Here is an 18,588-nt window from a genome sequence, read left to right as displayed (position 1 = left end):
AGCCGCGCCAGCTCGGCGTCGTGCTGCGCGCGCGCCTCGAACGTGGCAAAGCGCTTGTCGGTCACGAGCTCCGGCAGGCCGAGCACCGCGAACAGCTCATCCCAGTGCGACTGCTCGACCAGCACGAAGCACAGCCACTCGTCTTGCGTCGGGTAGATACGGTGCCCGGCCGAGTAGCCGACCTGATCGCCGCCGATGCGCGGGCGGTCGAAGCCGCTGCCGTCGGGCTTCGCCACCGCATAGCTGGTGTTGAGCAGCGCGGCGTTGATGATCGAGGTGTCCACGAACTGGCCCTGGCCGGTCTTGTCGCGGTGGTAGATCGCATTGCACACCGCTATCGCCGACAGGAAGCCGTTGCCCGTGTCGCCGAAGGAGGTGAAGCTCCACAGCGGTCGGCCGACCTCGCCGTTGGCGCCCGGCCGGCTCATGCCGCCGTCCTCGTACTGGATGCCGGACAGGCAGGCGCCGGTCTGGTCGTTGCCCGGCAGCGCCGCGCGCTTGCCGCGCTCGAAGCCGCGCGTGTGGCAGTAAATGAGCTTCGGGTTGAGCTTCTTCAGCGACTCGTAGTCGATCTTCAGGCGCTCGGCGGCGTCGTAGCGCATGTTGTGGTGAACGACGTCGGCCTTGGCGACGAGATCCAGCAGGATCTTCATCGCACGCGGGTCCTTGAGGTTCAGCGTGATGCTCTTCTTGCCGCGGTTGGCCATGTAGGCGATGTGCACGCGGTGCCAGAAGAGGTCGAACAGACCATTGATCTTGATGACCGTGGCGCCGAGATCGGACAGCAGCTGCGTGCCGAAGGGGCCGGCGATGGCCAGGCCCAGGTCGAGCACGACGATGCCTTCGAGCGGCGACTTGAGCGACTTGCCGGTGTTCGCAGCGGCGGTGGCCGCCTTGGCCTCGTCGATGATCTTCCCGGCCTCGGCCTTCACCTCGGCCGTGTTCGCACCCGGCTTGACCGGCGCATGGCCCGGCCTGCCCTGGGTCAGACTCATGTTGAAGGCATTACCGACGGTGCGGATCCTACCCAACTCGGGATCCTCGACCTCGGTCACGCAGCCGTCCTCGAGGAAGGCCGGATCGGCCAGCGATTCCTCGATCGAGCGCACCGGCTGCATGGTCATCTCGGCGATAGCGGCGGCTTCGATCCAGTCCTTGACCGGAAACTTGGCCACGGCTTCCGCAAGCAGCGGCTGGTAATGCGCCATGACGAGGATTTCCTCGGGGCCGGTGCCAAAGCGGTCCGGATCGTTCTGCACGGTGAGATCGGGCGTCGCGTTGATCTTGTCGCCGGCAGCGGCTTGCAGGATGAAGCGCGGGTTCGGTACCCAGTTGTGCAGCCACTTGCCGTCCTTGGCCTGGAAGTGGCCCTTGGGCGACTTGGAATTGAGAATCCAGGTGTCGAAGCCCGGCGTGTCCGGCTTCTCCGCGCGCTGCCACACGCCGGCGCCGCCGGCCAGCGCGCCCTGCAGCAGCGAGGTTTCCACCCACTGGCCGCGGCCGGTGAGCTCGCGCGCGCGCAGCGCCGCGGCAATGCCCAGTGACGCATTGAAGAACGCACCCAGGCTCGGCCAATGCGAGGCCACGAACAGCGGTCCCGGTCGCGGCGCGCCCTGCACCCACTCCTGGGGGATGTCGAGGTCGGGATACGGATCCGGCAGGCCGCTGATGTGGTTCAGCGCACCCTCGGGCCAGCCGCGCTGTTCGAACATGAGGCCGGTGCGCGCCTGCACGAGAGCATCGTAAGCCGGCCGCTGCGAGTGCTCGTTGTCGCGGCCGTAGCCGGTGATGGAGCAGTAGATCAGCCGCGGATTGGCGGCGGACAGGGTCTTATAGTCGATGCCCAGTCTCTCGGTCACGCCGGGGCGGTAGGATTCGACCAGGATATCGGCGCGGCTCGCGAGCGCCATAAAGGCCTTCTTGTCCTCGGCGTTCTTGAGATCGAGGATCGCGCTTTTCTTGCCGCGCTGCCAGACCTTGTAGCCCAGCTGATTGCGGAACGGGTCGCCGCCCGGCGGTTCGATCTTGGTCACCTGCGCGCCGTTGTCGGCCAGCAGCATCGTGGCCATGGGGCCGGCAATGCCCCAGGAAAGATCGAGAACCTTGAGACCGTCGAGTACGCCTGCCATGTTGCACCTATTGGCTCTGAATCCATCACCCCGGCGAAGGCCGGGGACCAGTGTCTTACTGTTTGAACGAAGTCGCTGGATCCCGGATCTCGCCCCCGCTGTGGGGCTCGCCCGGGTGGATCCCCGCTTTCGCGGGGATGACAGTGCGCTTGGCGCGCTGTCACCTCAACCCGAACGTCCGCAACGCATTCGTGGAGGTGATCTTCACACGATCGGCTTCCGGAATGCCGGCTTCCGCGAACTGGCTCACCACCTGCTTGCGCGAGTTCGGCCAGCAGGTCGCCGGGTGCGGGAAGTCGGTGGACCAGTACAGGCAGTCCGGGCCGAAGTAGTCGTAGCACTGCTTGAGGCCTTTGGGTTCGTACATGAAGGTCGCACCGCACTGGCGGCGGAAGTAATCGCTCGGCGCCATCTTTACGCCCGGGAACTCGTAGTGCTGGTGCATGCGCGGGTCGAGCAGGTACTCGAAGAACCACGGCAGCCAGCCCAGGCCCGGCTCGACGAACAGCACGCGCAGCCTGGGGAACTTTTCCAGCGTGCCGGTCAGGATCCACATGCAGATGGTCTCCGCCAGCGGCGCCCAGGGCAGGCCGGTGAAGATGCCCTTCTGCGGCGTCGGGTCGCGGCGGAACACGTCCCACAGCTCTTTCTTGAGGTCGAGGTGGTTCAGGATCGTCAGGTCGGTGTCCTGGATCGCGTTCCACAGCGGCACGTAGCGCTCGTGGTAGAAATCCGGCAGGCCGAGGTCGGAGGGGAACGGCGTCAGCTGCACGCAGCGCGCCTTTTTTTCCTTGGCCAGGCGATAGACCTCTTTCACCGCGAAGTCAATGTCGTACAGCGGCAGCTGGTAGGCGGTCATCAGGCGCACGGGATCGACCGAGGCGAAGTCGGCCATGGCGTCGTTGTAGCCCTGGAACACTTCCTTCCAGTCGTCGCCCATCAGCGCGGGGTTGACGATCTTGGCGCCGGCCAGCTCGGGGAAGATGACCTCGGCGTAGACGCCGTCACGGTCCATGGCCTTGAGCTTGGCATGCGGCTCGAAATGGCCCGGGTCCTTGGCCGCGTCCGGGTCCACGAAGTCTTCCAGCGAGAGGTTCTTCTGCCCGCCGCGCAGCACCTGGGCCGCATAGGCCTCGGCCTTCTTGTTGGCCTCGTCCCAGACCGCGTGCATCTCCTTGCGCAGGCGCGCCTTCACCCACTCGTCGGTGAAGTGCACGTGGGAATCCACGGAGACCAGGCGTTCCTGGGCCAGGGCTGCGGTCATGGTCGCTCCTCCAATCTTTCGCTGGATTTCAGGACTTTACCGGCCCCGGAACGGGGGGTGCCTGCCTCATTTGGGTGAGAGGGATTTTCACCCACCCCCACCCCAGCCTCCCCCATCGAGGGGCAGGGCAAGAGCAAGGTGGCCCCGCCCCTGGGGGGCGGGGTTTCGCTACGAGATGTCGGTTGCGACGCGGCCCTTCTGGCGGTAGATCCAGCAGGCCAGCGCCGGCAACAGGCAGATGGCGCCGAACACGTTGACCAGGAACATGAAGGCCAGCAGCAGCCCCATGTCGGCCTGGAACTTGAGCGCCGACATGGTCCAGGTCATCACGCCAATGGACATGGTGAAGGCCGTGAACACCGCGGCCGCGCCGCGCTCGCGCATGCTGTTCACGAAGGCTTCCTTGAACTGCACCTTGGGATCGGCCATGTAGTGCTGCACGCGCTCGAACAGGTACAGGCCGTAGTCCACGCCCACGCCGACGCCCAGCGCGATCACCGGCAGGGTCGCAGTCTTCAGGCCGATGTCGAGAAAGGCCATCAGGCCGTTGCACATCACCGTGACCAGCGTCAGCGGCACCAGCACGCACAGCGTGGCGATCCAGGAACGGAACGACAGCAGGCAGAAGACCACCAGCGCCGCGAACAACGACAGCAGCATCTTCAGCTCTGCGGCGCCCACCGCCTCGTTGGTCGCGGCCATCACGCCCACGTTGCCGCTGGCCAGGCGCATGGTCACGCCTTCGACCTGGTTCTCGGCGATGAACTTCTTGATCTCCTTGACGATGTGGGCGATGGTCGCGCCCTCGTGGTCCTTGGTGAAGATCATTACCTGGATCGCGCGGCAGCCCTCGGTATTGAAGCCTAGGTTCGGGTCGAAGGCCTTGGAACCGGTGGACAGGCCGACCTCGGTGCGCGGCAACGCCCGCCAGCGAGGGTTACCCTCGTTGAAGGCGGCGATCACCAGCTTGCCGATGCCAGCCACGCTGGTCACCGACTGTACGCCCTCCACCCCGCGCATGTACAACTCGAAGCGGTCGATCAGGTTGATCACCGGGTACTGCAGGCAGGAGTCGGTGGGGAAGTCCTTGGCCTCGACGATGACGGTCAACAGATCCACGCCGATGTTGTAGCTGCTGGCGATGGCTCGGCTGTCCATGTTGTAGCGCGAGTCCTCGTGCAGCTCGGGCACGCCGGTGCCGGAATCGCCGACCACCAGCAAGCGCGACTGCCAAGTGGCGAAGCCCAGCAGCACGAGGGTGCCGGCGAACACCAGCCAGGACACGCGCTTCTCGGCGCAGGCCGACACGATCCTGAGCAGCGGCGAACCCTCGTCGAACAGCGCGTTCTCGGAGTGGCGCTTGCTGGATTCTTCCAGCGTCAGGTAGCTGAGGATGATCGGCAGGATCATCTTGTTGGTGATGATCATCAGCAGGATGCCCAGGCTGGCGGTGATGCCCAGCTCGTGCACGATCGGGATGTCGATCAGCATGATCACGGCGAAACCCAGGCCGTCGGTCAGCAGTGCGGTGGTCCCCGGGATGAACAGGCTCGAGAAGGCGCGGCTGGCAGCCTCGCCCGACTCCAGGCCGCTCATCACCTCGGTGCGCCAGACGCTGGTCATCTGCACCGCGTGTGACACGCCGATGGCAAAGATCAGGAACGGCACCAGGATCGACATCGGGTCGATGCCGTAGCCGATCAGCGGCAGGCAGCCGATCAGCCACAGCACCGGCAGCATGGCCACCACCAGCGCCGTGCCGGTGATGCGCCAGGAGCGCGTGTACCAGTACAGCAAGGCGACGGTAACCAGGAAGGCCAGCGCAAAGAATGCGAACACGCCGAGCAGGCCATTGATCACGTCGCCCAGAAGCTTGGCGAAGCCGATGATGTGGACCTCGATGTTCTCGTTCTCGTACTTGGCGCGGATTTCCTCCAGTTTTTTCTGCACCTCCCAGTAGTCCACCTTCTGCTCGCCACGCGGCTTGCTGCGATCGTACTCGAGCAGGTCGGCGCGGATCAGAGAGCCCTTGAGGTCGTTGGCGACCAGCAGGCCGATCTGGCCGGAGTTCTCGACGTTGCTGCGCACCTGTGCCAGCTGCTCCGGCGTGCGCGAGAACTCGGCCGGCACGACGGGTTTACCGTCGAAGCCGTCCTCGGTGATCTCGATGTAGTAGGTGTTGGGCGTGAACAGCGAATTGACGCGCGTGCGATTGATGCCCGGGATGAAGAACACGTCGTCGGTAGCGTTCTGCAACGCGAGCATGAACTCTTCGTTGTAGATGTCGCCTTTGCCCTTCCAGCGCAGATTCACCAGGATGGTGTTGGCGCCGGAGAACTCGTCCATGTACTCGATCATGGTCTGCATGTAGGGGTGCGTGGTCGGGATCAGCTTCAGGAATCCCGGATCCAGTCGCACCTGGCTGGCGCTGGCAGCCATCAGCACGGTGATGAGCGCGAACAGGAGCGCGAACTTGCGGCGCTGCCGGATCAGGCCGTGGCTCCAGCGATCCACCAGCGCCTGCAGTCCGCCCGGCTGACCGCCCTGCGATGCCTTGTTGGGTTCGTTCATGCGTAATCTCCCCCCGCTAGCCGACTAATGGCCCTGGCCCAGGCGAACCAGGGATAGCCCCCCCTCGCCGATCTTGAGCAGCTCTCCGCTCTCGAACGCCAGCACGGACGCCAGGCCGTGCGGCCCTTTCTTCGCGACGCTGACGAAGCTGGCGCCGTTGTCGCGCGACAGCAGCATGGTATTGCTGGCGCCGACCAGGATGATGTCGCCGTTGCGCAGCACCGTACCGCCGAACAGCGAGTTGGCCAGCGGCACCTTGGCCGGCTTCCAGCTGCGGCCATGGTCGTCGCTGTAGAACACATGGCCGCGCATGCCGTGCACCAGCAGGCGGCCCGAGCCCAGCGTCATCACGCCGTAGAACGAACCGCTGTAGAACTGCGGCACGACGCGCCAGCTGGCGCCGCCATTGGTGGAGCGGGCGACGAGCCCGCGCTCGCCGACCAGGATCAGCGCGCCGTCGCCCGCACGCGTCATGTCGTTGAGGTGCGACTCGCCCAGGCCGCCGCCGATGTCGGCGGCGCCCGCGAAGATGTCGGCCGGGTCGGTGGACGTCACCACCGGCTTGGGCGCGGCGCCCTCCTCGACCAGGGTTTCGCGCTGCCAGTTCAGGCCGTTGTCCTGCGATACGAAGAACTGGCCGAAGGCGCCGAAGGCGTACAGCCGGCCGTCATAGGGCCCGGCCAGACCCAGCAGCGGCTCGGAGCGCTCGGGGTCGAAGTGGACCTCCTGCCAGTTGCTGCCCTGGTCGGTGCTGCGCAGGATCCAGCTGTCGTGGCCCACTGCGATGGCCACACCGCCGTCCAGGAACATCACTCGCGTGAGCGTCGAACCGCGCGGGGTCCTGACACTCGCCTGGCGCCAGGGCCCGCGTGGATCGTCCGCCAGCAGGATCACGCCCTGCTCGCCCACGGCAATCACGCGGCCGGCGTCGAGCGCGGCGTCGTTGAGCAGCACGCGGTCGGACTTGAGCCCGCTCGGCGGGAAATCAGGCTCGGGACGCGGCGAGAACGAGTACACGGACACCAGCACCACCAGCGTCACCACCGCCCAGCCGGCCCAACCCTGTGCCAGCATCGCCGCGATCCCATCGTTCGCGCCGGCCGACGCCGGGATTTGCTTTTCAGTCATGGAGATGTCTCCTCCCAATCACGCTCTGGTTACGACGGCTCTCGCGGCCGTTTGCGGTCGTTCCACTCGCCGGGCCAGTCTCGCCTGCCACTCCGCACTCGTGCAAGCACGCGGGTTTTCATCCTCGTTCCGGCGCAAGCCGGAATCCAGTGTCTTTGGACCGCAAAGACACTGGACCCCGGCCTTCGCCGGGATGGCCGGCTGAGTGGACGCTCAGCCGGCCACCTCGAACAAGCCCGCGGCGCCCATGCCGCCGCCTATACACATGGTCACCACCACGTACTTCACGCCGCGGCGGCGGCCCTCGACCAGCGCGTGCATCACCATGCGCGCGCCGCTCATGCCGAAGGGATGACCGATGCTGATCGCGCCGCCGTTCACGTTCAAACGATCGTTCGGGATGCCGAGGCGGTCACGGCAGTAGATCACCTGCACCGCGAAGGCCTCGTTCAGCTCCCACAGGCCGATGTCGGAGACCTTCAAATTGTGCTGCGCCAGCAGCTTGGGCACCGCGTACACCGGGCCGATGCCCATCTCGTCCGGCCTGCAGCCGGCCACCGCGAAACCGCGGTAGATGCCGAGCGGCGCAAGGCCGCGCGCCTTCGCGGTCTTCGCGCTCGTCACGAGCACCGCTGCGGCGCCGTCCGACAGCTGCGAGGCATTGCCGGCGGTGATGTGCGCCCCCTGCTTCACGAACTTGCCGTCCTTCCAGACGGGCTTCAGGTTCGCGAGCGATTCCAGCGTGGTGTCGGGACGGTTGCCCTCGTCCCTGGCCAGCGTGACGGTTTCCTTCGTGGTCGGGTTGCCTTCCTTGTCGAACAGCTGCTTCTGCGTGGTGAGCGGGACGATCTCATCGTCGAACCTCCCGGCCGCCTGCGCCGCCGCCGTGCGCTGCTGGCTCTGCAGCGAATACTCGTCCTGCGCGGCGCGACTGATTCCGTAACGCTCGGCCACCACCTCGGCAGTCTCGATCATCTGGATGTAGGCGGTCGGCATCGCCGCCAGTACCGCCTCGGACACGAAGCGGTAGCTGTTCTTGTGCTTGTTCTGCACCAGCGAAATGGACTCCAGCCCACCGGCGACGACGATGTCCTGCTCGCCGGCCATGATGTTCTTCGCGGCAATCGCGATGGTCTGCAGGCCCGAGGAACATTGCCGGTCCAGCGTCATGCCCGGCACGGTATCCGGCAGCCCGCCGGTATAGGCGCAGAGCCGACCCAGGTTGTAGGCCTGGGTGCCCTGCTGTGCCGCGCAGCCGATCAGCACGTCGTCCACCTCGGCCGGATTCACGCCGGCGCGCTCTACCACCGCACGCACCACGTGGCCGCCGAGCACCGGCGCCTCGGTGTCGTTGAAGGCGCCGCGATAGGCCTTGCCGATCGGGGTGCGGGCGATAGAGACGATGACGGCTTCGTTCATCGAGACCTCTGTTCCGGATGTAGGCGCCTGCCTTGCACGCGATAACAGCGCAAAGAGTCGCGAGCAGGCCCGCTCCTACAAACGCCCATCAAAAGTAATAGCGGCTGATGGTGTCCGCCACGCAGCCCGGCTTGGACTGCCCCTCGACCTCCACGGTCACGCGGATCATGGCTTGCACGCCGCCGTCCGGCGTCTTCTCGGCGGCGATCATTTCGCCCTTGCCGCGGATGCGGCTGCCGGCGCGTACCGGTGCGGGGAAGCGCACCTTGTTGCAGCCATAGTTCACGCCCATCTTCATGCCGCGCACCTCGACGATCTGCGGCAGGAAACGGCTGCACAGTGACAGCGTGAGGTAGCCGTGCGCGATGGTCGTACCGAAGGGCCCGGCCTTGGCCTTCACGGGGTCCACGTGGATCCACTGGTGGTCGTCGGTCGCGTCGGCGAACTGGTCGATGCGCTCCTGCGTGATCGTCATCCACTCGCTCTCGCCGAGCGGCTTGCCGACGGATTTCAGGATCTCGTCTGCGGAATTAAATATCGTCGCCATGTCAGTCCCCATTCGCGCGCAGGCGCGCTCCTACAAAACCCCTTTAGCCATCGCTCTTATGTAGGAGCGAACCCTGTTCGCGACTCTTTGCCGGATCACTGGCAGCGCCCCGTGCATCTTCACGGATGCTGGCTCGAGGCAGAAATCACCTCGCCCGTCAGATACGAGCTGTAATCGCTCGCCAGAAAAACAATGACGTTGGCGATCTCCCACACCTCGGCCGCGCGGCCGAAGGCCTCGCGGCTGGCCAGCTGTTCCAGCAGCTCGGCCGAGGCAGTCTTCTTCAGGTGCTCGTGGAAGGCGATCGAGGGCGACACCGCATTGATGCGCACGCCATGCTCGGCCGCCTCCAGCGCGGCGCAGCGTGTCAGCGCCATCACGCCGGCCTTGGCCGCGGCGTAGTGCGCCTGCTCCTTCTGCGCGCGCCAGCCCAGCACCGAGGCGTTGTTCACGATCACGCCCTTGCCGCGCGGCTGCATTTTCCTGAGCATCGCGCGCGTCATGCGGAAGGTGCCGGTCAGGGTGACGTCCAGCACCTTGTGCCATTCCTCATCGAGCATATCGACCACGCGCTTGCTGCCGCCCAGCCCGGCGTTGTTTACCAGCACGTCCACGCCGTTGGTCACGCTTTCCGCGAAATCCACCAGTGCCTGCACCTCGGCCTCGTTCGTGACGTTGGCCAGCTTGCCCTCGATGCGGCGGCCGGCAAATTCCTGCTGCAGCTTCGCCACTGCCTCACCCAGGCGCCGCTCGTGGATGTCGGAGATCACCAGCGCACGGGCGCCTTCTTCCAGCACGCGCCTGGCGGTGGCAAAACCAATCCCGCCGCCAGCCGCGGCGGTGACCAGCACGGTCTTGCCCTGCAGCAGGCCATGGGCGGGGACGTAGGGTGGGGCAGGTGTACTCATGCGGGCCTCGGCTCCTTCGGCATGCCCAGGCCCCGTTCGGCGATCAGGTTGAGCTGGATCTCGTTGGTGCCGGCGTAGATCGTGTCCGCGCGCGAGAAGAAAAACATCTGCTGCAGCGGGCGGATGGCCGGGTCGTCGGACACCACGTCGGCCTGGTGCCCGAGCACGTCGGCGGCGAGCTTGCCGAGCTCGCGGTGCCAGTTGCTCCAGTAGTACTTGTAGATGAGCGCCTCGCGGTTCAGGCGCGTGGCCTCGCCCGACAGCATGCGCAGCGCGTTGTAGCGCATCACCCGCAGCCCGCCCCAGGCCTGCATCAGGCGCTGGCGGATCATCGGATCGTTGACCTTGCCATTGGCGCGTGCCGCCTGGATCACCAGCTCGAGTTCGTACGCGAAATGCATCTGCTGGCCGAGCGTGGACACGCCGCGCTCGCTCTCCAACAGGCCCATCGCCACCTTCCAACCGTCGCCGGGCGCGCCGACGATGTGCTCGGCCTCCGCGCGCGCGCCGTCGAAGAAGACCTCGTTGAACTCCGCGCCGCCGGACATCTGCCGGATCGGGCGGATCTCGATACCGGTTTGCCTGAGCGGCAGCAACAGGAAGGCCAGGCCCTTGTGGCCCCTGGAACCCGGCTCGCAACGCGCGAGCACGAAGATCCAGTCGGACTCGTGCGCGTTGGAGGTCCATATCTTCTGCCCGCTCACGCGCCAGCTGCCGTCCGCTTCCTGCCAGCACTTCGTTTGTACGTTGGCCAGGTCCGAGCCGGCGCCGGGCTCGGAATAGCCCTGCGCCCAGTATTCCTCGCCCGAAACGATCTTCGGCAGGAAGCGACGCTTCTGCGCCTCGGAGCCGAAGCGTATCAATGCCGGGCCGATCAGGCCCTCGCCGATGTGGCCCATCCGCCCCGGACCGCCGGCGCGCGCGTATTCCTCGTGGTAGATCACCTGCTGCGCGATCGACAGCCCGCGCCCGCCGTATTCCTTGGGCCAGCCCACGCAGGTCCAGCCGCCCTTGGCCAGCTCGCGCTCCCACTCCTTGCGCAGCGCGGGCTGGAACGCCTCGTCGCCCGGCCCGCCACGGTGCTTGCAAACCGCAAAGCGCCCGACCAGGTGCGCGCGCAGCCACGCCGCGATTTCGGCGCGGAAGGCCTCGTCCTCGGGGGTCAGCTCGAGCCTCATGCAGTCAGTACCCTCTTGATCCGTCACCCCGGCGCAAGCCGGGGTCCAGCGTCTTTGAAGGCACTGGATTCCGGCTTGCGCCGGAATGACAGAAACCCGATGACGCGGAGCAGTACAGGCTTTTTCTTGTGAATTGAGCCCATTATGGAGAGCCCATTATGGGCAGTAAGCGCGGCCCGGCTCTTCATCCGTTGGGGTGACTGGTTCGCCTGCGCCGCCCCGCCTTGCGCTTTCCGCCGTCCGGCGCTTGATGTAACATACGTTATAACTACACCGGAGCCCGCCATGAAGCTCAAGATCACCACCGTCGGCAATTCCGCCGGCGTCATCCTGCCCAAGGAACTGCTCGCCCGCCTGCGCGTGGCAAAGGGCGACACGCTCTACGCCATCGAAACCCCGGACGGCATCAAGCTCTCGCCCTTCGACCCCAAGCTCGCCGCGCAGATGGAAGTCGCCGAGCAAGTCATGCGCGAGGATCGCAACGTACTTCGCAAGCTGTCGGAAAGCTGAGGTCGCCATGATCATCTGGCTGGAGAAGGAACTCCTGCTCGCCATCCACGATCGCCAGTTGGCGGAACACGGTGGCACGGGCGGCGTACGCGATGAAACGCTGCTGGAATCCGCGCTGGCGCGCCCGCAGCAGTTGTATGCCTATGGCGATCCGCCGCCCGACCTGGCAGACCTGGCTGCAACACTGGCCTTCGGCCTGGCACGCAACCATCCGTTCGTTGACGGCAACAAACGCACCGCACATGTGGCCTATCGAACCTTTCTGGCACTCAACGGCACTGATTTCGAGGCCGGCGACGAAGACAAATACCTCGCCATGCTGGCCGTCGCCGAAGGACAGTGGACGGTAGAACAGTTCGCCGCCTGGCTGCGCTCGCGCATCCGCCCACACAAGGCGGACGAAGTCCACGAGCCCGAACGTGCATACAAGGCACCCAGGAAGAAGCAGGCGCGGAAACGTTGATCGCTTGGCCCCCCAGTCCCGCTGGAGGAGAAGTGCGTTCCTGTCCCCTCTCCCGCTTGCGGGAGAGGAGTTGGGGAGAGGGTGTCTCAGGCCGCCGGGCTGTCCAGCAGCAGCTGCGCCATGCGCTCGCGCAGTTGTTCCGCTGTGCCCAGCCAGTGGCTGCTCGCCTGCGCACGCTTGAAGTACAGATGCGGGTCGTATTCCCAGGTGAAGCCCACGCCGCCGTGCAGCTGGATCGCCTCCTGCGCGCAGAAGAAAAACGCCTCCGACGCCATTGCCTTGGCCATGGCGCATTCCAGCGCCAGGGCCTCCGTATCCACTGCGCCGGCCGCGAGCGCCGCCGCGCCATACACGGCCGAGCGCAGCGACTCGACCTGCACCATCATCTGCGCGCAGCGATGCTTGACCGCCTGGAAGCCCGCCACCGGCCGACCGAACTGCTTGCGGCCGGCGGTGTATTCCACCGTCATGTCCAGGCACTGTTGCGCGCCGCCCAGCTGCTCTGCCGCCAGGTACAGACGCGCCAGCGAGGCCATGCGCAGCACGCCCGCGTCCACGCGCGCCGGATCGTCGATGCGCTCGCCCGCCGTCACGCCCGCGAACTTCACGTCCGCAAAACGTCGAGTCGGGTCCCAGGTCTTGAGCGACGTGACCACCACGCCTCTCGCGGTGCGTGGCACTGCGAACAAGCCCAGCCCACCGTCATCCAGCTTGCCGTAAACCAACAGCAGGTCGGCAGAGGCGCCATCCATCAGGTAATGCAGCTCGCCCTCCAGCACCCAGCCCTTGCCCACGGCCCGTGCGTGCAGGTGCGAGGCTTCGGCCACCCACTCCTCGATCGCGCCGTAGGTCGGCACCGCCGTGCGCAGCGTGCCCGCCGCGATTCGCGGCAGGTACTTGGCCTGCGCGGCATCGGTGGCCAGCTCCTGCAACAGCGGCGCCCCGACGCACACGCTGGAATAAAACGGCGCGCACAGCAGCCGCCGACCGGCCTGCTCCTGGATCAGCACCAGCTCCACCGGGCCCAGGCCCATGCCGCCGTGGGCCTCGTCGATCGCCACCCCGCACCAGCCCAGCTCGCCGCCGATGCGCTGCCACACGGCGACGTCGAAACCCTCCGCGCTCGCCATCGCCCTGCGCACGGCCGCGGAGTTGCTCGCGTCGGCGAGGAAACCCGCCGCCGCGTCGCGGATCATCGCCTGGTCGTCTGTGAGGGCGAAGTTCATGCTGCTTTTGTCACTCTTTCTCCCCTTGCGGGAGAGGGGCGGGGAGAAGTGTTTGTTTCATTCTCCTCGAATCCTGGCACCGCGGTACTCACCCTTTGGGACGACCGCTGGTGACCCTGACGGAACTCGTTCGGGAAAGGGCATAGAGAGAGCTTATCGTCTCCGGTCATTCACCCAGTACGTATTTCCCTTCCGGTAAATCGTCACTGGCCCGCGGTTACTGTGAATGACGGTGAAGTCCTCGTCTCGTGGCCTGTACGCCCACACCCGCGCCGGCGCTGTTGCGTTCCCAGTTCGCAGGTAGCGATCACACTCCTCGGTGCCGGCCATGCAGGTAAACCCACTCGACTCCGCCTGGTGCAGATTCGCGCAGCCGCAGAGCAGAACGACTGCGACAACAACAATCCCGGTGATTTTCATGAAGAAGCCCTCGGCAGCTTGATGCCCACCCTACCGGGCAATTTTGGCTGACGGAATGGCTCATGGCGTGAGCCAGCGACACTCGACTCACCTGCCGCTCATGACGGTGTCTCGCAGCGGCTTACACGCAATCCAGGTACCCGCAAGCTGGTCCTGGGAAAAGGGGTAGAAAAAAGGGGGCGTCAGAGCCGATTTTCGTAGAGAGAATCAGATCGGTCCCCATTTTTCCGGGCCTGGATTGACCTGCCGAATCATGCGCATATAGCATGCGCATTACCCATTACGCACAGGGAGGTGCTGATGCGATTGCCCGTGCCGATGGCCAAGAAACCGACCAACCTGAGTGTGGATCCCGAGCTACTCAAGCAGGCGCGGGCTCTGGGCCTGAACCTGTCCGAGGTTTTTGAGCGCAGCCTGGAACAGGCGGTCCGCGAGAAGCGGCGCGAGCAGTGGCTGGCCGAGAACAAGGAAGCGATCGAAGCCTACAACCGCCACGTGGAACGTCACGGGGTCTTCAGCATGGGGCTTCGGAGATTCTGATGGCGCAGTTCGATATCTACGAAAACCCCAACACCGACACTGCGCAACTGATCCCCTACTTTCTGGACGTCCAGTCGAATTTGCTGAGTGACCTGTCGACCCGCGTGGTAGTCCCGCTCTGCAGACCGGAAGCGGTGGATGGAAAGCCGATGGCGAGATTGACGCCGTCCTTCCAGATTCGGGGGAAACCATATGTCCTGCTAACTCCGGAACTGGCCGGCTTACCACTGAAGGAGCTTGGGGGCCGGGTCACGAACCTCGCGCGTGCGCGCGACGAGATCATCGCCGCGCTGGACCTGCTGTTCACAGGGATTTGAAGCCACCCTCTCCCCTGCCCCTCTCCCGCAAGCGGGAGAGGGAAACTACTCCCGGAACAGGTCTGAATGTGTGCCTGTTCGCACGAGGACCAGATCTTCGCCCTCGATCCGATAGATCAGCAGCCAATCAGGCCTGATATGGCACTCACGCATGCCGGTACATTGACCGGCCAGCGCGTGGTCACGGTGTCGATCCGATAGCGGCTTACTTTGGACGAGACACGCGAGAATGGCGCGCAGGCGTTCTGGGTCTTCGCCCCGTCGAAGTGCCCGGCGCATGTCCTTTCGAAACCGTGACGTTTCCCTGATTCTTTTTCCGGACACTCCTTTGTCCCCATGTATCCATGAAGTCTTCGACGGATTCATATGAAGCCAGGGTTGCCGGCCTCATTGCCTCCTTCATGGCTGCCAGTGTGTCGGCCGTCGGGATGCGCACCCCGAACGGCAAGCCGCCACGCAGGCTCACCTGTGCAAAAAACAGGTTTACGGCCTGCGACGGGGAGAGCCCCAGCCGCTTGAATATCCGTTCCGCGCCGGCCTTGAGCTTCGGGTCAATCCGTACGGCCACAGTGGCTGTTTTTGCCATTTCCATCTCACGCACCTCCATGTGCGATCCTGCTTTCCCCTGCACTGACAATGTATCACATTCGTGATACACGCAAGCAGACCTGGCTGACCCTAGAGATACGGCTGCAGGCTGGCGCGCTCTTCGTCGTTGAGGGGCACGGCCTTGCGCGTGCCGGCGTCGATGCGCGCGATGACGGCCTGGGCGGTGGCGACGCAGTGCTCGCCGCTGAACAGCCCCTGCCCGAGCGTAAAGGACTTGTTGCCGATCTTCAGCACGCGCAGGCCGACCTTGACTTCGCCGGGATAGAGCAGCTCGCGGCGGTAGTCCAGCTCGATCCGCACGATGACGTTCTGGCGCCGGGCGTTGGGCACCCAGAAGCCCGTCTGCGCCATGAACGCGGCGCGGCAGCTCTCTGCATAGACCAGGAAAGCAACGTTGTTGACGTGGCCGAGCAGGTCCAGGTCCGCGAAGCGGATGTGCTCGGTGACCCAGAATTTATAGCTGGTGGGGCTGGTGGGGTCAGGCAGGCTGGCAGTCATGACGGCGGTCGTGGTCATTCACTGTCGTCCTTTGGCCAGTTGGTAAAGCCGATGGGCCGTCGTTTGGGCTGGGGCGGCGTCATGAGTTCACGGATGGCGTCGAATACCACCTTGAACTGGGCGTCGTACTTCCTTTCCAGGACGGCCAGTTTACGCGACAGCTCGACGTTGGATGCGAGCATCCGGCGCAACTGGACGAAGGCCCGCATGATCTCGATGTTGACCTGCACGGCCTGCTTGCTGCGCAGGACGCTGGAGAGCATGGCGACACCCTGCTCGGTAAAGGCATAAGGCCGGTAGCGGCGGCGACCCCAACTTGAGGTCACAATCTGTGATCTCAAGTCATCACTATCTGATTTTACTGGATTATTTTCCCCGGTCAGGGCTTGGGTTTCTTCCCATGTCAGTTGGAACATGAAGTCGCCCGGGAAGCGATCTGCGTTGCGTCGAACAGCCTGATTCAGTGTTCTTACATCGACGCCATACAGCGAAGCCAGGTCAGCGTCCAGCATGACTCGCTGGCCACGAATCAGTCGTACGGATGACGTGATGTTCTCTTGTACCGCCAATGATCCCTTTGGCATCGCAACCAGCTTGTCGTGAATTGCCGAGGCGCATTCTACTCCACACCCTCTCCCCTGCCCCTCTCCCTTTCAGGGAGAGGGGATAAGAGTTACGTCCCGTACACTTTTTGCGGCGGCACGGCTTCCTTGAGGATGGCGTTGACGGCGTCGGTGAGCTCGGCCGGCTGCCAGCGCGCTTTCTTGTCGCGCATCGGGCCGGTGCGCCAGCCGTCGGCCACGGACACCTGTCCGCCGGCCACCTCGAATACGCGCCCGGTCACGTGCGCGGACAGCGGGCTGCCCAGCCACACCACCAGCGGCGCGACATTGCCTGGATGGAAGAAGTCGAAGCCGCTCTCGGGCTTTTTCATGACCTCGCCGAACACGGGCTCCGTCATGCCGGTGCGCGCGGCCGGCGCGATGGCGTTGGCGGTGACGCCGTAGCGGCCGAGTTCCGCGGCCTGGATCAGCGTGAGCGTGGCGATACCGCCCTTGGCGGCGCCGTAGTTGCTCTGGCCGACGGAGCCCTGCAGGCCGGCGCCGGAGCTGGTGTTGATGATGCGCGCGTCCACCTTCTGCCCGGCCTTGCTCTGGTCGCGCCAGCGTCGGCACAGGATCTGGGTGATGCAGAAGTGCCCGCGCAGATGCACACGGATGACCTGGTCCCAGTCTTCCTCGGACAGGCTCACGAACATGCGGTCGCGCACGATGCCGGCGTTGTTGACGATCACCTGCACGTCGCCGAACTTCGCCACGGCCGCATCGACGATCTTCTGCGCGCCTTGCATGCTGGTGATGTCGTCGCTGTTGGCGATGGCCTGCGGGCCGATTTCTTTCGCGACGGCCTCGGCGGCTTCGCGCTTGATGTCGTTGACGACGACGTTGGCGCCTTCGGCGGCGAAGGCCAGCGCATACTCGCGGCCTAATCCGGCTCCGGCCCCAGTAATAATGACGGTACGCTTGTCGCAGACGCCCATTTCAACTCCTTTTCTCTTTGCTCGTCATACCGGCGAAAGCCGGTATCCAGTGCCTTTGTTGAAGGATGTCACTGGATACCGGCCTTCGCCGGGGTGACGAAAGAACTTAAGACAGCCGCTCGATGATCGTCACGTTGGCCACGCCGCCACCCTCGCACATGGTCTGCAGGCCGTAGCGCTTGTTCGTGCGCTCCAGCTCGTGCAGCAGCGTGGTCATCAGCTTGGTGCCGGTGGCGCCCAGCGGGTGCGCCAGCGCGATGGCACCGCCGTTGACGTTGGTCTGGGCGTGCGGGTAGCCGGTCTCCTTGAGCCAGGCGATGACCACGGACGCGAAGGCCTCGTTGATCTCGACCAGGTCGATGTCTTCCAGCTTCATGCCGGCCTTCTTCATCGCCACTTTCGTCGCCGGGATCGGCGCAGTGAGCATGAAGATCGGGTCGTCCGAGTACACGCTCATGTGGTGGATGCGGGCGCGTGGCTTGAGGTTATAGCGCATGAGCGCGCGTTCAGAGACGATCAGCATCGCTGACGAAGCATCGCCGGTCTGGCTGGATACGCCCGCCGTGATCGTGCCGCCGGGGGCGAGCGGCTCCAGCTGCGCCATCTGCTCGAGCGAGGTGTCGCGCACCGTCTCGTCCATCTTCAGGCCTTCACACTCGATCAGCTCGCGGTCGAAGCGGCCTTCTTTCTGCGCCTTGCGCGCGCGGACGTGGCTCTCCAGCGCGAATTCTTCCATCTCGCGGCGCGAGATCTTCCACTTGTCGGCGATCTTCTGGGCGCCGTGGAACTGCGATACCGGTTCGCTGCCGAAGCGCGCCACCCACCCCTTGGAACCGGAGAACGGGTCGGAGAAGCCCAGCGGCTTGGCGCAGGTCATGGCGGAGGAGATGGGAATCTGGCTCATGGTCTGTACGCCACCGGCGATGACCACGTCGTTGACGCCGGACATCACGGCCTGGGCGGCGAAGTGCACCGCCTGCTGCGAGCTGCCGCACTGACGATCGATGGTCACGCCCGGAACGTGGAGCGGCAGGCCGGCGGCGAGCCAGCAGGTGCGCGCGATGTTGCCGGCCAGCGGGCCGATGGCATCGAGGCAGCCGAAGATCACGTCGTCGTAGTCTTCGGCGGGAATGCCGTTCCGCGCCACCAGTGTCTTGATGGCGTGCGCGCCGAGATCGGCGCCGTGCACATGCGCGAGCGAACCCCTGCGCTTGCCGGTGGGGGTACGGAGTGCGTCGACGATATAGGCTTCGGCCATGGTTCTCACCTTTGTAAAAGTATGTCAGCCTGTATTTGTCGTCATTCCGGCGAAAGCCAGAAT

At 65.1% G+C, this 18,588-nt stretch carries 19 protein-coding genes; 4 read left to right on the top strand and 15 right to left on the bottom strand.

Translation table 11 applies throughout. The annotated features are described in order from the left end of the window. From VNJ47_01615 to VNJ47_01580, 8 genes are all read right to left on the bottom strand, one after another. Window positions 1-2,129, bottom strand: a 2,129-nt coding sequence (locus VNJ47_01615) for a CoA transferase (protein ID HXG27532.1), incomplete at its 3' end; no start/stop codon positions are given. 160 nt (window positions 2,130-2,289) lie between these two features. Continuing rightward, complete coding sequence (locus tag VNJ47_01610; GenBank protein HXG27531.1) at window positions 2,290-3,393, bottom strand: amidohydrolase family protein; 1,104 nt, start codon at window positions 3,391-3,393, stop codon at window positions 2,290-2,292. A 168-nt stretch (window positions 3,394-3,561) separates the two neighbouring features. Next, window positions 3,562-5,964, bottom strand: a complete 2,403-nt coding sequence (locus VNJ47_01605) for an efflux RND transporter permease subunit (GenBank protein HXG27530.1) — start codon at window positions 5,962-5,964, stop codon at window positions 3,562-3,564. Window positions 5,965-5,988: 24 nt separating this feature from the next. Further along, window positions 5,989-7,092, bottom strand: a complete 1,104-nt coding sequence (locus VNJ47_01600; protein ID HXG27529.1) for a hypothetical protein — start codon at window positions 7,090-7,092, stop codon at window positions 5,989-5,991. A 213-nt stretch (window positions 7,093-7,305) separates the two neighbouring features. Further along, window positions 7,306-8,511, bottom strand: a complete 1,206-nt coding sequence (locus VNJ47_01595) for an acetyl-CoA C-acyltransferase (GenBank protein ID HXG27528.1) — start codon at window positions 8,509-8,511, stop codon at window positions 7,306-7,308. A gap of 88 nt (window positions 8,512-8,599) precedes the next feature. Beyond that, entirely contained in the window at window positions 8,600-9,058 is a 459-nt protein-coding gene (locus VNJ47_01590; GenBank protein HXG27527.1) for a MaoC family dehydratase, read from the bottom strand. A gap of 119 nt (window positions 9,059-9,177) precedes the next feature. After that, window positions 9,178-9,966, bottom strand: a complete 789-nt coding sequence (locus VNJ47_01585) for an SDR family oxidoreductase (GenBank protein HXG27526.1) — start codon at window positions 9,964-9,966, stop codon at window positions 9,178-9,180. After that, the gene (locus tag VNJ47_01580; GenBank protein ID HXG27525.1) at window positions 9,963-11,144 is read right to left on the bottom strand and encodes an acyl-CoA dehydrogenase family protein; all 1,182 of its coding nucleotides are present in this window, start codon (window positions 11,142-11,144) and stop codon (window positions 9,963-9,965) included. Before VNJ47_01580 ends, VNJ47_01585 begins: the two co-directional genes overlap by 4 nt. Window positions 11,145-11,429: 285 nt before the next feature. On the opposite strand from VNJ47_01580, the gene VNJ47_01575 reads away from it, so the two are divergent. Then, window positions 11,430-11,654 (top strand): AbrB/MazE/SpoVT family DNA-binding domain-containing protein, encoded by a 225-nt coding sequence (locus tag VNJ47_01575; protein ID HXG27524.1) that lies wholly within the window; start codon window positions 11,430-11,432, stop codon window positions 11,652-11,654. Between the two features lie 7 nt (window positions 11,655-11,661). Beyond that, window positions 11,662-12,117 carry a type II toxin-antitoxin system death-on-curing family toxin gene (locus VNJ47_01570; protein HXG27523.1) on the top strand — a complete coding sequence of 152 codons (456 nt, stop codon included), beginning with the start codon at window positions 11,662-11,664 and terminating at the stop codon, window positions 12,115-12,117. An 86-nt stretch (window positions 12,118-12,203) separates the two neighbouring features. On the opposite strand, the gene VNJ47_01565 is transcribed toward VNJ47_01570, so the two are convergent. Next, window positions 12,204-13,343, bottom strand: a complete 1,140-nt coding sequence (locus VNJ47_01565) for an acyl-CoA dehydrogenase family protein (GenBank protein ID HXG27522.1) — start codon at window positions 13,341-13,343, stop codon at window positions 12,204-12,206. A gap of 720 nt (window positions 13,344-14,063) precedes the next feature. Between VNJ47_01565 and VNJ47_01560 the strand changes: the two genes are divergently transcribed. Continuing rightward, window positions 14,064-14,303, top strand: a complete 240-nt coding sequence (locus VNJ47_01560; GenBank protein HXG27521.1) for a type II toxin-antitoxin system CcdA family antitoxin — start codon at window positions 14,064-14,066, stop codon at window positions 14,301-14,303. Further along, window positions 14,303-14,620, top strand: coding sequence for a CcdB family protein (locus tag VNJ47_01555; protein ID HXG27520.1), 318 nt, complete (start codon window positions 14,303-14,305; stop codon window positions 14,618-14,620). Before VNJ47_01560 ends, VNJ47_01555 begins: the two co-directional genes overlap by 1 nt. A gap of 45 nt (window positions 14,621-14,665) precedes the next feature. Here the strand turns inward: VNJ47_01555 and VNJ47_01550 are convergent, their stop codons facing one another. From VNJ47_01550 to VNJ47_01525, 6 genes are all read right to left on the bottom strand, one after another. Further along, complete coding sequence (locus VNJ47_01550; GenBank protein HXG27519.1) at window positions 14,666-14,899, bottom strand: type II toxin-antitoxin system YafQ family toxin; 234 nt, start codon at window positions 14,897-14,899, stop codon at window positions 14,666-14,668. Then, window positions 14,826-15,227, bottom strand: a complete 402-nt coding sequence (locus VNJ47_01545; GenBank protein HXG27518.1) for a type II toxin-antitoxin system RelB/DinJ family antitoxin — start codon at window positions 15,225-15,227, stop codon at window positions 14,826-14,828. The genes VNJ47_01550 and VNJ47_01545 overlap by 74 nt, the downstream gene beginning before the upstream one ends. Window positions 15,228-15,298: 71 nt before the next feature. Beyond that, complete coding sequence (locus VNJ47_01540) at window positions 15,299-15,745, bottom strand: thioesterase family protein (GenBank protein HXG27517.1); 447 nt, start codon at window positions 15,743-15,745, stop codon at window positions 15,299-15,301. Continuing rightward, window positions 15,742-16,311 carry an ORF6N domain-containing protein gene (locus tag VNJ47_01535; GenBank protein HXG27516.1) on the bottom strand — a complete coding sequence of 190 codons (570 nt, stop codon included), beginning with the start codon at window positions 16,309-16,311 and terminating at the stop codon, window positions 15,742-15,744. Before VNJ47_01535 ends, VNJ47_01540 begins: the two co-directional genes overlap by 4 nt. An 89-nt stretch (window positions 16,312-16,400) precedes the next feature. Continuing rightward, window positions 16,401-17,267, bottom strand: coding sequence for an SDR family oxidoreductase (locus VNJ47_01530; protein HXG27515.1), 867 nt, complete (start codon window positions 17,265-17,267; stop codon window positions 16,401-16,403). 106 nt (window positions 17,268-17,373) lie between these two features. Then, window positions 17,374-18,525, bottom strand: coding sequence for an acetyl-CoA C-acetyltransferase (locus tag VNJ47_01525; GenBank protein ID HXG27514.1), 1,152 nt, complete (start codon window positions 18,523-18,525; stop codon window positions 17,374-17,376). Window positions 18,526-18,588: the final 63 nt, after the last annotated feature.

This window comes from Nevskiales bacterium (genome assembly GCA_035574475.1).
Classification (GTDB): domain Bacteria; phylum Pseudomonadota; class Gammaproteobacteria; order Nevskiales; family DATLYR01; genus DATLYR01.
Note: the sequence above shows the minus strand (reverse complement) of the source record. Positions and strands in the feature narration are given on the sequence as shown.